Genomic DNA, 15265 nt, shown 5'->3' with positions numbered 1-15265 from the left:
GTCAGCGACAAAACGACTACGAAAGAGGCTCTTCCCCGGCTTCGCGCCTAAGGAAGATTATCAGAAATGTTTGCCGGATGGTTGCAGCAAACCAAGGCCGCCGACCGGGTGGGTTTCGAAGCGTTCACCGAAGCCAGCGATCAGTGGGCGCGCCTTGGCGATGGTCGCCTGCACGCTAGGAAGCCTTAGCGAGCCGGCGTGGCTCTCCGGGCTGTCCCACGCCTCGGTGATCCAGATGGCGTCGGGATTGGCTGGATCGGTGGCGACCACGTAGCTCAAGCAGCCCGGCATGGCGCCCGCGCCTTCCAGCAGCAGCCTGACGAGCGCGTCGCGCTGGCCCGGTTGGGCCAGCATCTTGCCGATCAGGCCGTACATCGTCGCTCCCTCGGCGGCGGCGGCCGGTCCGGCGAGCGCCGCGGCGGCCGCGCCCGCGATGACGGTCCGCCGCTCAAACAGCATCCGGCAGCTCCAGTTCGCCGGTGGCGATCCGCTGCAGCGTCTCCACGAAGAACGCCGGCTCCAACGCCTTCACACGATCTTCCAGGCTCCGCGGCGTGTCACCGGGCGAGATCGGCACGCCACGGCGCGCCAGCTCGGCCCCGTGGTCGTACGCCTCGTCCACCAGGTGGATGACGATGGCGCTCTCGGCCAGGCCCGCCGCCAGCACCGCCTGGTGTACGCGCCCGCCGTACATGCCTTCGCCCCCGAACTGCGGCAGCGGCCCAGGGTGGATGTTGACGATCCGGCCGGCGTAGCGGGCGAGCGTCACCGGCCCCAGGCGGCGCAGATAGCCCGAGAGTACGATGAGCTCGACGCCGTGGCCGGTCATGGCGTCGGCCAGGGCCAGGTCGGCGGCGTCCGGGTTGTTGATCGTGGGGATGGCCAGCGCCGGAACGCCCCGCGCCGTGGCCCAGTCCAGCGCGGGCGCGGCCTTCTTGTTGCTGACCAGCAGCCGCGCCTCGGCGGCCAGGGCGCCACCGGCGACAGCGTCGACGATGGCCTCGGCGCTGGAGCCGTTGCCCGACGCCAGGAAACCGAGCTTAAGCGGCCGGGAAATCACGTCTTTTTGGCCTTCAGTTCATGTTGGAACGTCAGGCCGTCGTAGGCCGGCTCGACCCCGGCCGGCAGTTCGGCGCGAAGCTGCTCGAAATCCAGGTCGATGTGCATGTTGGTCAGGATCGCCCGTCGGGGCTTCACCCGGCCGATCCATTCCAGCGCCAGGTCCAGGTGCGCGTGGGTCGGGTGCGGCCGGCGGCGCAGAGCGTCCACGATCCAGACGTCCAGGTCCGCCAGCGCCTCGAACGCCGCGTCGTCCAGCCCGACCACGTCGCTGGAATAGGCAACGCCGCCAAAGCGATAGCCGACAGACCTCACGCCGCCATGGTCCTGGTCGAAGGTCGTCACCGGGATCGCGCCCGACGGCCCATCGACCTGCCACGACGTCCCGTGGCCCGGGATCAGATGGCGGTCGCAGATGGCCGGATAGCCGCCCTCGCCCTCGAAGATGTAGCCGAACCGGCGCGCCATCGTGGCGTCGGTCGCGGCGTCCATCCAGCACGGGATGCGCGCCTGCTGGCGCAGGTAGAAGGCCCGCACGTCGTCCAGGCCATGCACCTGGTCGGCATGGTCGTGGGTCAGCAGGACCGCGTCGACCCGCTTCACCCCGGCCCTCGCCGTCTGGATGCGCAGCTCGGGCGAGGCGTCGACCAGCACGGTGGTGGCTCCCGCGGCCTCCTGGGCGCCCTCGCCCTCCCCTGATCGCCGCACGAGGAGGGAACAGCGCGTTCGGAAGTTCTTCGGCTCGGTCGGGTCGCACATCCCCCACTCGCCGTCGGCCCGCGGCACGCCGCCGGAGGAACCGCAGCCCAGGATCGTGACCTCCAACGCGCCGCTCATGGCCGTGGAATCCGGTCGAACAGGTCGAAGAAGGCGTCCGTCGTCCGCGCCTCGGCCTCGTCCAGCGACCAGCCGCGCACCTCCGCCAGCTTGGCGAGGATGTGGGGGATGTAGGCTGGCTCGTTGCGCCGGCCTCGATACGGCACGGGGGCCAGGTATGGGCAATCGGTCTCTACGATGATCCGCCCGGCCGGCATGTCGCGGATCACGGCGCGCACATCCTCGGCGGCCTTGAAGGTGGCGATCCCCGAGACCGAGAACCAGGCGCCCAGCGCCGCCGCGCGCCGGGCGAGGTCCGCGCCTGAGGTGTAGCAGTGCATCAGTAGGCGGAACGGGCCCGCGGCGTATTCCGCCTCCAGGATCTCGCCCATCGCCTCGTCGGCCTCGCGGGTGTGGATCACAAGGGGCAGACCGGTCTCACGCGCCGCCGCGACGTGGGCTCGGAACACCTTGGCCTGTATGTCGCGCGGGCTGAGGTCATAGTGGAAGTCGAGGCCGCATTCCCCGATGCCCACGACGCGGGGGTCGGCGGCGAGCTCGACCAGGGTCGCGGAGGACAGGCTGGGGTTTTCCTTGGCCTCGTGTGGGTGCGTGCCGACGGTGCACCAGATGTCGGGCCGGTCGGCCAGGGCGCGCACGGCGGCGAAGTTCGACACGCGGTCCGAGATATTGACCATCAGCTGCACGCCGGCGGCGCGGGCCCGTTCGATGACGGCCTCGCGATCCTCGTCGAATTGCGGCGCGTGCAGGTTGACGTGGCTGTCGATCAGCATCGGCGGGGCTAGGCCTGGGCGGCCTGGCGGAGCTCCGTGAGCGCGGTGAACAGGGCGTCGGCGCGGTCGAGGTTCAAGGCCTCCACCTCGCGCGGCAGGCGCTGGAGCGTCTCCCACGCCTGCGCCCATCGATCAAGTCGCCCATACCCCTGCGCCGCCTGGTCCAGCGTCAGGCGGCGCACCCGGTCGGCCAGTCGGTCGAACAACAGGTTGAACTGAGCCTGGCCCTCGCCGCCCCGGAATTTCTCGGAGATCGAGAGTGCGCGGGTCTCATCGATCTTCGGCAGCTCCGACAGCAGGTCGCGGGCGGCGTCGTCCATGGCCAGGGCATTGGCGGCGGCCAGCGAAAGCGCCTGGCCCGGCGCGCCGTCGGCCATGTGCGCAAGACGCAGCGCCTCTTCCGGATTCACGTCGGCCCGGGCGCTGACGAAGGCGGCGGCGGCCTCGATCCCCAGCGGCTGGAACGCCAGCCGGCGGCAGCGCGAGCGGATGGTCGGCAGCAGCCGGCCGGGTGAATGGGAGACCATCAGCAGCACGCCCCTCGGGGGCGGCTCCTCCAGGGTCTTCAGGATGGCGTTGGCGGCGTTGACGTTCAGGTCGTCGGCGGCGTCGATGATCGCCACCCGGTGCGGCGCGCTGGCGGGCGACTTGGAAAAGAATTCGGCCAGGCGCCGGGCGTCGTCCACGGGAATGACCTTGCGCGCCTTGCCGTCGGGGCCCTCGCGCTCCAGCATCAGCAGGTCGGGGTGGCTGCGGGCGGCCACCTGCCGGGAGACGGGGTGCTCGGGATCGGCGCCTAGGACGCCGTTGGCGGGATAGGATGGCGCGCCCAGCAGGCGGCGGGCGGCGCGATAGGCGAAGGTCGCCTTTCCCACGCCCTCAGAACCGGTCAGCAGCCAGGCATGGTGCAGCCGGCCTCGGGCGCGGGCGGCCTCGAAGGCCTCTTCGGCCACGGCCTGGCCCTGCAGCTCATGGACGTCGCGGGGGTGGGGAACCTCAAGGTCAGCCATGGACGGCCAGCCTGGCCTCGACCGCGGCCCAGACGGCGGCTTCCACCACATCCATCGTGGCGGTGGCGTCGATGACGGCGCAGCGCTCCGGTTCGGCGGCGGCGATGGCCTGGAAGCCTGCGCGCAGGCGCTCGTGGAACGCCATGCCCTTGGACTCGAACCGCATCTCGGCGCCCGCCCGCGCATGGGCGCGGTCCAGGCCCACCTGCGCGGGCAGGTCGAACACGAGGGTCAGGTCCGGGCGCGTCGTCTCAAGGATATAGGTCTCGAGCGCGGTGATGAACGCCGGATCCACGCCGCCGGCCGCGCCCTGGTAGGCCCGCGTCGAGTCGGCGAACCGATCGCAGATCACCCAGGCGCCGCGCTCCAACGAAGGGCGGATGACGCGTTCGACGTGATCGCGCCGGGCGGCGTACATCAGGAGCGTCTCCGTCACCGGACTCCAGCGGTCGGCGTCGCCGCGCAGGACGATGTCGCGAATGCTCTCGGCGCCGGGCGAGCCGCCGGGCTCGCGCGTCGTGACCACCTCGCGGCCGTTCGCTCTCAGGCGCGCTGCGATGCGCTGCACCTGGGTGGACTTCCCGGCGCCCTCGCCGCCCTCGAACGTGATGAACCGACCGCGTGCCACGCGGGCCAAATTGGCCCGTTCGGGCGCTTTGTCTAGAAGCTGCTGACCACGCGGGCGTCCGCGAAGCCGAAGTCGGCGATGCGATCGCGCAGGGCGTAGGCGGCGGCCTCGTCCGCCGGGGCCGGCAGCACCACCCGGTATAATGTGAGGCCGTCCCTCTGCAGCGGCTCGATCGAGGCCATTCCGGCGGGCGAGAGCTGGGCCACCGCGCGCTGGGCGTTGGCCTGGCTGGAGAACGCGCCGGCCTGGATGCGCAGGCCCGGACCGGCCGCCGAAGCGCCCGAGGCCATCGCGACCTGGCCGCCGATGGGCGTGTTGGAGATCGCCGAGCCGGTGATCGGCGGCAGCGACTGGACGCTGATCTCGCCGGCGCTTTCCGAACGCGCCGCCATGGCGCGGGGCTGAGGTCCGCCCGCAGCCATCTCCATGGCCGGATCCGATGTCGCCGAAGCCCCGGCCAGGGGCCCCAGGGCCCCGGGCGCGATGCGCGTCGGCAGCGGCTTGGCGCCGGCGTAGCGCAGGCCGTCGGTCGGCAGCGGCGCGGGTCCCAGATAGCGGACGCGGACGTTGGCCAGCCCAGCCCGATCATAGCCCAGTTGGTGCGCGGCTTCGCGACTGAGGTCGATGATCCGGTTGTCGACGAACGGGCCGCGGTCGTTCACGCGGACCACCAGCTTTCTGCCGTTGTCGAGGTTGGTCACCTCCACCATCGACGGCAGCGGCAGGGTCGTGTGGGCGGCCGAGACGGCGTTCATGTCGAACATTTCGCCGTTGGCGGTGGCTTTCATATGGAACTGGTCGCCGTACCAGGAAGCGACGCCGCGCTGATCGTAGTCCGGCTGTTCGCGCGGCACGTACCAGACGCCGCCGACCTGGTAGGGCTTGCCGACCTTGTACGCGCCCTGCCCCGTCGGCGGGGTCGTGCCCAGGCCGTCGGCGCGGCTGGGATAGCGTGGGGTGACGCAGGCGGTGACCGAGGCCCCGGCGATCAGCACCAGCGCGATCCGGGCCGCGCGCCCGCAGGTCTTGGAATTCGTCATGTTCGCCTCCGACTCACCGTGAATCGTGGGCGGGGAAGCTTGCGACAGGGTTAACCGGATGTTGCCGACATGCCGAGAAGACTGCGGCGGACAGGGTGGATATCCCCTGCCCCAATGAAATCAAACCGTTGGAACGTCTAACCCGGCTACATTTACACATTGAATTCCAAAGACTTTCCGGCGTGTTGTCTAACCGCCGCCAGCCCGCAATCCAATGCAGCCCGCTTGGTGCCAGAGCCTCTGACGCGCCAGTTGCTGACATTGCGTCGAGGTCGCAATGGGGACATCGCGAGCCGCCCAAACTCGTCTCCGACGCCGTCTCGCCACGGTCCGTTCAGGCCGTAGGGACCGTCCCGCCGTCGATGAGGTACTCCGCACCGGTGATCGATGCAGCGCGCTCCGAGGCCAGAAAGGCCACCAGGTTCGCGACCTCCTCAGGCTTGGCCGGGCGGCCCAGCGGAATGCCCCCGAGTGACTGCATGATGATCTGCTTGCCACCTTCACGGTCGACCCCGGCGTCGCGGGCCAGGCGGTCGCTCAAAGCCACCGCGGCCTCGGTCTCGATCCAGCCCGGGGCGACGCGCACCACCCGCACGCCCTTTGGCGCGACCTCCTTGGACAGGCTCTTGCTGTAGGTCGAGAGCGCCGCCTTCGCGGCGGCATAGGCCGTCGTCGCCTCCGGCAACGGTATGAGATGCTGGATCGACGTGACGTGGATCACGACGCCTGCGCCCTGCGCCGCCATCCCGGGCACGAGCGCCCGATCCAGGCGGACCGCAGGCATCAGGTTGAGGTCGAGCTCCCTGGCCCAGATCTCGTCGCCCAGCGCCGCGATCCCGCCGGGGGGCGCCGACGAGCCGCCCAGCATGTGGACAAGGATATCGACCCCGCCCAGCCGGTCGAGCACGGCCGACGCGACGGCGTTGCAGCCCACAGGCGTGCTCAAGTCGGCTTCGACGAACATCTGGTCGGGAGAACGGTCCGCCCGGGATCGCGCAACGGTCAGGACGCGAGCGCCCAACTCGCGGAACAAGGCCACCGTGGCCGCGCCGGCGCCGCGTGTGCCCGAGGTGACGAGCGCTCGTTTGCCCTCGAGAGACAGGAAGCCGCTCATGCCCCGATCTCCAGGCCCTTGATCCGATCGCCCGCCACCTCGAAGGCGAAGGTCAGGGTCGCGGGACTGCCGGGAAAATTTCCGCTCACCCGCGTCCGCACGACGCTCGCGCCGTCCGCCCGCGTCGCCTCCTGCGGTTCGAGGACCGCCTCATACTGCGCCTTCGTCTCGGACCACCATGCGCCGATGGCGTCGCGGCCTTCGTGGATGCGGCCCTCGTCGGCCACGGTCGCGTCGGGGCGGAAGGCCTGAGTCAGGGCGTCGCGGTCGCGACGCCGGTCGGCGTCGAAATAGGTCTGGATCGCGGGATGTAGGTCCATGTCTTTGCTCCTTGGTGCTCCGTCCCTCCCAGCTAACCATGGACAATCGTCGCGATAAGACGGACAGATCGGGACGTGAAGTCACGAAACTCGGGACAATGTATCGAGCCGGTCTGAGCGATCTCGACGCGGTGCTCGCCGTCGCCCGAAGGGCCTCGTTCCGGCGTGCGGCGCTCGATCTCGGCGTATCGACGACGGCGCTCAGCAACGCCGTCGCCAAGCTGGAGGCGTCACTGGGCGTGCGCCTCTTCAACCGCACGACCCGCAGCGTCTCACTGACGGACGCCGGACGCACCTTCGTGCAACAGGTCGGCCCCGCCCTGCAGGACATCCATGGGGCGATGGATCTTGTGCGAGGACAGCAGGCGACACCCTCGGGGGTGCTGCGGATCAATGCGTTCGCCACCGCCGCCCGCGAGGTCCTGTCGCCGCTGATCTTGGAGTACTTGCGGTGCTACCCCGATGTGCATGTGGACCTCGTCACCGAAGGCAGGTTGGTCGACGTGGTGGCCGAAGGCTTCGACCTCGGGGTCCGCGTCGCCGATCTCGTGCCCAGCGATATGATCGCCGTGCCGGTGAGCCCCGCGCTCCGCTACGTCGTCGTGGGTGCTCCGCGCTATTTCGACACCCACCCTGCGCCGCAGGTCCCGAGCGACCTCCTCCACCACGCCTGCATCCGAATCCGGCTGCCGAACGGCGCGCTCTTCCGCTGGCCGTTCACGCTCCGTGGGGAGACCGTCCATGTCGACGTGACGGGGCCCATCACGCTGGACGAGGCCGGGCTCTCCAGGACGGCCGTGCTGGAAGGCCTGGGGCTCGGCTTCTTCATGGAGCCCGACGTGCGCAGCGAGATCGCGACCGGCCGTCTCATCCCGGTGCTGGAAAGCTTCGCGCTTCAGCGGCCGGCCCTGTGCCTCTACTATCCCGGCCGAAAAAACCCCTCAGCCGCCTTCAAGGCCTTCGTGGCGCTTGCCCGCCGGATAGCGGAGCAGCCCAACGAGCAACGCTGAGTTTCCGGCGGCTAGAAGAATGGTCCGGCTCGCGCCACGAGCAGACTCTGACACCTCGCCCTACAGCGGACTCTCGCCACATCCATCATGCCCTCCGCCCGCACCGGGCGGCCCACCGGCGATCAGACCGTCTACGGTTGCTTCTTTCCGATCATCAAGCGGCCGGTGACGAGGTGATCAACATCACCACGCAGCGCCAGCGGTCTGGCTTGCTGCCGCCTCCGTCGCGGCCTGCCCTGCAACCTGTTTGGTGCGTAGCGCAGTCGAGCGTTTTCCCCTTCACGGCATAGGCTCATCTGCTACGCTCGCGGCAGTTGCACGCGTACAAACCTGACGTGTGGAGGGGCTGATGCGGTCGCGGCGGTGGGGTGTCTGCGCGGCGTTGATGGCCTTGCTCGCCATGGCGGGCTGCGATCGGGGCCCGAAATCTGGCTCCGTCCTTGACGAGGCCAAGACGGTGGGACGCGAGGCCGCATCGTTCCCGCACTCGGGCGTCGACTACTTCCGCGACATGGACAATGGCGTGGCGCTGAATGAGCGCCAGGTTCAGGGTCGCAACATGTGGCTGGTGTGGACCGGCGGCAACGACCGGTTCTGGGACGCCATGACCGAGAAGACCTTCGGGGCCTTCGACCTCCTGAAGATCGTCACCTCCTATCCGGGCCAAACGTTTCATCGTGAGAACCGCTGGGCGAACCTGGGGCTGGTCAACGAGCCCTGCTTCCAGGAACCCACGGCGCCCGACCCGCAGCGGTTCGGGCTCTACCTGGACGTCCGGGTCGAAGGCGAAGGTTGCGGCCCCGATCCGTTCGCCGACGAAGCCGCCTACCCCGGCGTCAAGACCGGCTTCCGCGGCAAGGCCTTCCGAGCGGACACTCGTTTCGCCGACGGCGCGCGGCCGCCTGCCGCCATGCCTATAGGCTCGTACTATGGCTATCCCACCGGTGTGATGGGCCTGCGCCTGTTCCCCAATCCCGCCTTCGATGACGCCGCGGCCAAGAAGTGGGACCCGAAGCGCTATTACGAAGACCCGGGCTACTACAACGACCCGAAGCTGGTGCGGCCGTACCGCGTGGGGATGTCGTGCGGCTTCTGTCACGTGGGGCCTAGCCCCATCGCCCCGCCCGCCGATCCCGAGCACCCGAAATTCGCCGAGCTGAATTCGACGGTGGGCGCGCAGTACATGTGGGTCGACCGGCTGTTCGTGCACGACGCCGACGTCAAGAATTACATGTTCCAGCTCGTCCACACCTATCGGCCGGGAGCCATGGATACCTCGCTGGTCTCCACCGACATGATCAACAACCCCCGGACCATGAACGCCATCTACAGCCTGGACGACCGCCTGGGGGTCGCGGCGACCGAAAGTCTGCCGGGCGGGGCGCGCTATCTGGGGCGCGAGACGATCAAGGGCGGCGAACGCAACAACAAGCAGTTCAACAGCTACGTCTCCAGCGGCCCGCTCACCGCCTTCTACACGCCTCCCGGCCAGGTGCTGACCCCGCGGGTGCTGAAGGACGGCTCGGATTCCGTCGGAGCGTTGGGGGCGCTGAACCGCGTCTATCTGAACATCGGCCTGTTTTCGGAGGAATGGTTCCTCCACTTCAACCCAGTGGCCGGCGGCAAGTCGATCACCCCGATCCGCATCTCCACGGCGGAGAAAAACTCGACCTACTGGCAGGCCACGGAGGCCGGCACGCCGAACACCGCGCTGTTCTTCCTGAAGGCCGGACGGCCTGACCGGCTGGCCTCCGCGCCCGGCGGCGCGGCGCACCTGGCGGTCGATCCGGCCACCCTGGCCCGCGGCAAGCAGGCCTTTGCCGACACCTGCGCACGCTGCCACTCCAGCAAGCTGCCGCCGAGCGCGGTGGCCGAGTTGACCAAGGATCGCTGCGTCGGCCCGGGCTACCTGCAGTGCTTCTCCAACTATTGGAAGCGCAGCCAGACGCCTGCCTTCAAGGCCGAGATGCGCAAGATCGTGAACGCGCCGGACTTCCTCGACCACAACTACCTATCGGCCGAGTTCCGGGTGCCCGCGACCCTGCTGCGCACCAACGCCTGCAGTCCGCTGGCGACCAACGCGCTACGCGGCAACATCTGGAACGACTTCTCGTCGGACAGCTACAAGGAGCTGCCGTCCGTGGGGACCATCACCGTGGCCGATCCGTTCACCGGCCAGATGAAGCCCTACAAGATGCCCGCGGGCGGTCGCGGCTATACCCGGCCGCCATCGCTGATCTCGGTGTGGTCCACCGCGCCCTACCTGCTGAACAATTCGGTGGGACCGTTCAGCTATCGTACCGAGCTGACGCCGCGCGGGCAGCCTTATGAGGCCACGCCGATGGTCGGGGTGGAGGACCGGATGAAGGTCTTCCAGCCCTCGATCGAACAGATGCTGTGGCCCGAGCGGCGAGCCGTCGACAGCGTCCTCGGCGCCAAGGCGCACGGCGTCATCGACCGGACCACGGACGTGAGCTGGCTGGTGATCGCACCGGCCTTCGTGCCTGACGACCTGAAGCCCATCCGCGGCATCCTCAAGGGCTTCTATCCCGGCATGGTCTACGACCCGGCCGACCAGGCGAAGCTGCTGCGCGACTTCCCAGGCTATCCGGTCATGCCGGCCTCGATGAAGGGCGCCCTGGTGCTGGGGCCGATCCCGAAGGGCATGCCGGTCAACCTGCTGTCGAACACCAAGCTGCGGGCCGAGAGCGACAATCCGTTCGAGCGGCTGGCGAACGCCTGGCGGCTGCTGACGGTGGCGCACCGGCTGAAGAACGACCTGCGCACCCTGCCGCCGGGGACCCAGGGCGACGCGCTGCGCACCCACTTCGCCGATGTACGCGAGCCGTTCCTGGCGCTCAGCAAGTGCCCCGACTTCGTGGTCAATCGCGGCCACCTGTTCGGCACGGCCGCCTTCAACCGCCAGGACGCGCTCAGCGCCGACGAGAAGGCGTGGGGAACCGAAACTCCCCTGGCCGACGAGGACAAGACAGCGCTGATCGCCTTCCTCAAGACGTTCTGAGCCCTCGCCGATGGACGACCCGTCGGAACTGGAATGGGACTACATCGTGGTCGGCTCGGGCGCCGGCGGGGGGACGGTCGCGGCGCGCCTGGCGGAGTACGGCCACAGGGTGCTGCTGCTGGAAGCCGGAGGCGATCCGCACGACGGCGGCGAGCGCATGCCCGCCGACTATGACGTGCCGGCCTTCCATCCGTTCGCCTCGGAATGCCCGGCGATCAGCTGGAACTTTTTCGTCGAGCACTATGCCGACCCGGCGAAGCAGGCGGCGGACTGGAAGCGACAGCCGCAGGGCGTGCTCTATCCCCGCGCCGCCACGCTCGGCGGCTGCACGGCGCATAACGCCATGATCCTGATCCGGCCGGACGACGCCGACTGGAAGCAGATCGAAGACCTCACCGGCGACCCGTCCTGGGCGCCGAAGAAGATGAGCGCCTATTTCCGCCGGCTGGAGAACTGCCGGCACCGGCCGGTGCTGCGGTTCCTGGCGCGGCTGGGCCTCGATTTCAGCGGCCACGGCTGGAACGGTTGGCTGACCACTGAGCGCGCGCTGCCACGACAGGCCTGCCTGGACCCCCAGATGCTGCGCCTCATCGCCGACAGCGCCCAGGCCGCCCTGGTGCGCGGGCCGCGTGCGTTAGGGGCCATGGTCAGGCTGTTCCTCGGGCGCGCCGATCCGAACTCGAAGCGGCAGATCGCCGGTCGCAACGCCCGCGTCTGGTACACCCCGCTCAGCACCCGGACGCACCGCCGTGTCGGGAGCCGCGAGCGGGTTCTGGACGCGCGGGACCGCGCGGCGGCGGCCGGCGGCCGGCTCGAGATCGTGACCCACGCTCTGGCGACCCGGGTGCTGTTCGACGCGAGCCAGCGGGCTGTCGGGGTCGAGTACCGCCGCGGGGAACGTCTCTACCGCGCCAGCCCCCGCCCGCACCCCGGGACGGGGGCGACCGGAACCCTCCGGGCCCGGCGCGAGGTGATCCTGGCCGGAGGCGCGTTCAACACGCCGCAAATCTTGATGCTGTCGGGCATCGGCCCGGCCGAGGAGCTGGCGCGGCACGGCGTCCAAGTGCGCGTCGCCCTGCCCGGCGTCGGCCGCAACCTGCAGGACCGCTACGAGGTGGGGGTGGTGAACCGGCTGCGGGCCGATTGGCAGGCGCTGGCGCACGCCCGCTTCGACGCCACCGACGCCCTCTTCGCCCAATGGACAGCCGGCTCCGGGATGTACATCACCAACGGCGCCGCGGTCGCGGTGGCCAAGCGCTCCCCAGCCGCCGGGAAGGGGCCGCGCGACCTCTTCTTCATGGGCCTGCTGGCGCCGTTCCGGGGCTACTATCCCGGCTATTCGGCCGAGGTCGCCGCGGGCCACAATTACCTGACCTGGACCGTGCTGAAGGCCCGCACCGAGAACCGCGGCGGGCGCGTGACGCTACGCTCTGCGGACCCATTGGAGCCGCCCGCGATCAACTTCCACCACTTCGAGGAGGGGACCGGTGATGCGCGCGCCGATCTCGGCGCCATGGTCCACGCGGTTCAGTTCGCCCGCCGGATGGCCGAGCCGCTACGGCGACGCGGCCTCATCGCCGCCGAAGCCGAGCCGGGGCCGGACGTCCGCACGCCGGCGCAGATAGAACAGTACGTGCGCGATCACGCGTGGGGCCATCACGCCTCGTGCACCTGCGCCATCGGCCCACGGGACCAGGGAGGGGTGCTGGACTCCGACTTCCGGGTGCATGGAACGACGGGACTGCGCGTGGTCGACGCCTCGGTGTTCCCCCGCATCCCCGGCTTCTTCATCGCCTGCGCAGTGTATGTGATCGGCGAGAAGGCGGCCGACGTCATCCATGCGGCGGCCCTAGCCGCGCCGGCGCCCCACAAGGAGGCCCTCCATGCCCCTGCAGCGGTTGCATGATGTCCTCGTCAAGGTCAGCCGGATCGAGCGTCGGCTGGAACCACCCGTGCGTGACGTGCTGGACGCAATGTTCCGCCCGACGCTGTGCGCCATCTTCCAGTTCTTCATCAACGTCGGCCGCAGGAACGAGGGCCTGAAGCTGGCCGAGGAGCGGCTGCAGCCCGGCGAGGAAGAGGCCACCCAGGCGATCATCGACCTGATGCGCGAACAGATGCGCGGCCGGTTCAAGCCGGGCGGCTACGAGCGCGGCGGCAACACCAAGACCCACGGCCTGGTGCGCGGCGAGGTGACCGTGCTGGATGGCCTGCCCGAACATGTCCGCCACGGCGTCTTCGCCACGCCGCGGACCTTCAAGGCCTGGGTCCGCTACGCCGGGCCGGGACCGGACGTCCCCAAGGACATCGACGACGTGGGCTTCGGCTCCATGAGCATCAAGCTGATGGGCGTCGAGGGTCCCAAGCTGATGGACGAGGAGGAGCACACCCAGGACCTGATCTGCGTCTGCACGCCCACCTTCGTCACGCCGAATTCCATTGAGAACGCCAAGCTCCAGCACTGGAGCCTGCTGCATCAACCGCTCTGGTACTTCTTGAACCCGAGGGACCCGCACATCCTCGACATGCTGATGCAGGCCCTGTGGAACAAGACCATGAGCAACCCGCTGGGCGAGGCCTACTACTCGAACGTCCCCTACCTGCTCGGCGAAGGGCGGGCGATGAAGTACGCGTTCTTCCCCCGCTCCAAGGTGCCTCGGAAAATCCCTGGCCTGCCCTTCGGCCGGGTGCCGGACAACTACCTGCGCGACAACATGCGCAAGACCCTCGACGAGCGCGACGTGACTTTCGACATCGCCGTCCAGGTCCAGACCGACGCGCACCGGATGCCGATCGAGCATGCTGGCGTCTACTGGCCGGAACGGCTGTCGCCTTACGTGACGGTCGCCACCCTGAAGATCCCGCGCCAAGTGTTCGACACGCCGGCCCAAGAGGCGTTCAACCGTAACCTGAAGTACAATCCCTGGCACGCACTGCCGGAGCATCGGCCGCTGGGCAGCCAGGGGCGGACGCGGCGGCGGCTCTACTACGAGCTCAGCCAGTTCCGGCAGCAGATGAACCAGGCGCCCCACATGGAGCCGACCGGCGATGAGGTCTTTTAGAGGGCGGCGAGGTAGCGCAGCGCCTTCACCCCCGGCAGGAAGAAATAAGCGCCGCCCCGCACGGTGACGAACTGGGGCAGGCCCTCCAGGGTGCGGCAGGGCCCGGCACGCTGCGGCCAGCGAAAGGCGTCGGTGGCATGGCCGGCCGGATGCGGCTGGCGCGAGCCCAGCAGCGGATCCTGCTCCCCGCTCAGGCCGCCGAACTTCGCGCTGTCCAGCCAGGCGCCCTGCACAAACTCGAACTGCCGCGCGATGCTGGCGCCCAGGCAGATGAAGTGCAGGCCAGTGTCCGCCCCGGCCCCGTACTTGCGGCCCCGCCGCAGCAGCCGGTGATAGCGGCTCGAGGCGATGGTGTCGGGCCGCCGCTCGATGCCCAGGCCCAGCATGCCGGCAAGCTTGCGGATGATCCCCAGGTTGCCGCCGGGCTGATCGCCGGTGCGCGGATTGGCCCGCCGCACATGGCCCGTGATCGGGCAGCGCAGGCCGTCGACGTCGCTCTCGAAATCATAGCCGTTGAAGTCGATGTCGGACTGTTTTGGCCCCACACCGCGGATGGGTCGCTCGCCCGTGCGGGCCAGTGGCTCGCCGTCGAGTTTGCGACCGACCATGGCCTCGGCCAGGGGCAGGCCGCCGTTGGCGTTCACGAAGTTCCAGAAGCCCTCCACGTCCTGGTGGAGTTGGCGGAACACCAGGTAGGTTCCGTTCCGGCCGAGGTCGGCGTCTTCCGTCGCCGGGGAGCGGGTCACCAGGCCGTACTCGTTGGGATAGCCCAGCAGGAATTCGCCGGCCGAGATCAGATTGCCGTAGTCGAGATCCTCGGAGGTGTCGGGCCGGCGCTCCGCGTCCCAGTCGACGACGGGCTGGCTCAGCCCGTCCACGAACCCGAACGGCTCCCGTCCGTCCAGCGGCGCGGTGGGCAGTTCCAGGGCCTCGAAGGCGGCCTCGAAAGCGGGCGTCCGGGTTTCGGCCAGCAGCGCCGGCAAGCCGCCAGGCAGGGCGAAGAGCATCAGGAGCAGGTGAGGCTCGAGTCCGGCCTGTCCCCATGCCCACCTGGCCGGAGCGTTGGCCCCCACGTCGCCCAGCCGGCGCGAGCGGGCCGGGTCCGCCGCCATACCGCCCACGAACTCGGGCGAGAACCGCTCCAGCACCGTATCGGGCAGGCCCAGGGCCGACAGGCCGGGCGCGCTCACCGCGAGGTGGCGCGCAATCGCCACACGGGTGCGCGCGAGGTCGCCCATGGTGGTCGGCCGGAATGTCGCCAACCAGGCCCGCGCCAGGCCCGGGTCGCGCACCCATAGCACAAGGTTGCTGGCCTCCGTCAGCGGGCCGTAGCCCGTCTTCAGCAGGCCCTGGATATCGTCGAGTTCGGCGACGGCTTGCGGCATGGCGA

At 69.4% G+C, this 15265-nt stretch carries 14 protein-coding genes; 4 read left to right on the top strand and 10 right to left on the bottom strand.

Annotation, left to right across the window (positions count from 1 at the left end):
* Positions 1-60: 60 nt before the first annotated feature.
* From EPO51_RS06195 to EPO51_RS06155, 9 genes are all read right to left on the bottom strand, one after another.
* Complete coding sequence (locus tag EPO51_RS06195) at positions 61-459, bottom strand: putative quinol monooxygenase (protein ID WP_293347337.1); 399 nt, start codon at positions 457-459, stop codon at positions 61-63.
* Positions 449-1060, bottom strand: a complete 612-nt coding sequence (locus tag EPO51_RS06190; RefSeq protein WP_293347334.1) for a formyltransferase family protein — start codon at positions 1058-1060, stop codon at positions 449-451. The genes EPO51_RS06195 and EPO51_RS06190 overlap by 11 nt, the downstream gene beginning before the upstream one ends.
* Positions 1057-1896 (bottom strand): MBL fold metallo-hydrolase, encoded by an 840-nt coding sequence (locus EPO51_RS06185; RefSeq protein ID WP_293347331.1) that lies wholly within the window; start codon positions 1894-1896, stop codon positions 1057-1059. Before EPO51_RS06185 ends, EPO51_RS06190 begins: the two co-directional genes overlap by 4 nt.
* Complete coding sequence (locus EPO51_RS06180) at positions 1893-2669, bottom strand: TatD family hydrolase (RefSeq protein ID WP_293347328.1); 777 nt, start codon at positions 2667-2669, stop codon at positions 1893-1895. Before EPO51_RS06180 ends, EPO51_RS06185 begins: the two co-directional genes overlap by 4 nt.
* Before the next feature lie 8 nt (positions 2670-2677).
* Positions 2678-3679 (bottom strand): DNA polymerase III subunit delta', encoded by a 1002-nt coding sequence (locus tag EPO51_RS06175; protein WP_293347326.1) that lies wholly within the window; start codon positions 3677-3679, stop codon positions 2678-2680.
* Entirely contained in the window at positions 3672-4307 is a 636-nt protein-coding gene (gene tmk / locus EPO51_RS06170; protein WP_293347722.1) for a dTMP kinase, read from the bottom strand. The genes EPO51_RS06175 and tmk overlap by 8 nt, the downstream gene beginning before the upstream one ends.
* A gap of 32 nt (positions 4308-4339) precedes the next feature.
* Positions 4340-5347 (bottom strand): septal ring lytic transglycosylase RlpA family protein, encoded by a 1008-nt coding sequence (locus EPO51_RS06165; RefSeq protein WP_293347324.1) that lies wholly within the window; start codon positions 5345-5347, stop codon positions 4340-4342.
* A gap of 334 nt (positions 5348-5681) precedes the next feature.
* On the bottom strand, positions 5682-6461 hold the full coding sequence (locus EPO51_RS06160) for an SDR family oxidoreductase (RefSeq protein WP_293347322.1): 780 nt from the start codon (positions 6459-6461) through the stop codon (positions 5682-5684).
* On the bottom strand, positions 6458-6781 hold the full coding sequence (locus tag EPO51_RS06155) for a nuclear transport factor 2 family protein (RefSeq protein WP_293347320.1): 324 nt from the start codon (positions 6779-6781) through the stop codon (positions 6458-6460). The genes EPO51_RS06160 and EPO51_RS06155 overlap by 4 nt, the downstream gene beginning before the upstream one ends.
* Positions 6782-6879: 98 nt before the next feature.
* Here EPO51_RS06155 and EPO51_RS06150 point away from each other — a divergent pair, with 98 nt between their 5' ends.
* The 4 genes from EPO51_RS06150 to EPO51_RS06135 all read left to right on the top strand — a co-directional run bounded on the left by EPO51_RS06150 (position 6880) and on the right by EPO51_RS06135 (position 13875).
* Entirely contained in the window at positions 6880-7791 is a 912-nt protein-coding gene (locus EPO51_RS06150) for a LysR family transcriptional regulator (RefSeq protein WP_293347318.1), read from the top strand.
* Positions 7792-8140: 349 nt separating this feature from the next.
* The gene (locus tag EPO51_RS06145; RefSeq protein ID WP_293347315.1) at positions 8141-10813 is read left to right on the top strand and encodes a hypothetical protein; all 2673 of its coding nucleotides are present in this window, start codon (positions 8141-8143) and stop codon (positions 10811-10813) included.
* A gap of 10 nt (positions 10814-10823) precedes the next feature.
* Complete coding sequence (locus EPO51_RS06140; RefSeq protein WP_293347312.1) at positions 10824-12719, top strand: GMC family oxidoreductase; 1896 nt, start codon at positions 10824-10826, stop codon at positions 12717-12719.
* On the top strand, positions 12697-13875 hold the full coding sequence (locus EPO51_RS06135; RefSeq protein WP_293347309.1) for a catalase family protein: 1179 nt from the start codon (positions 12697-12699) through the stop codon (positions 13873-13875). The genes EPO51_RS06140 and EPO51_RS06135 overlap by 23 nt, the downstream gene beginning before the upstream one ends.
* On the opposite strand, the gene EPO51_RS06130 is transcribed toward EPO51_RS06135, so the two are convergent.
* On the bottom strand, positions 13872-15260 hold the full coding sequence (locus EPO51_RS06130; protein ID WP_293347307.1) for a Dyp-type peroxidase: 1389 nt from the start codon (positions 15258-15260) through the stop codon (positions 13872-13874). The genes EPO51_RS06135 and EPO51_RS06130 overlap by 4 nt on opposite strands.
* Positions 15261-15265 lie beyond the last annotated feature (5 nt).

The organism is Phenylobacterium sp., from assembly GCF_004297125.1.
In the GTDB taxonomy this organism is placed as follows: domain Bacteria; phylum Pseudomonadota; class Alphaproteobacteria; order Caulobacterales; family Caulobacteraceae; genus Phenylobacterium.
This window is presented reverse-complemented; position numbering and strand designations above follow the sequence as displayed.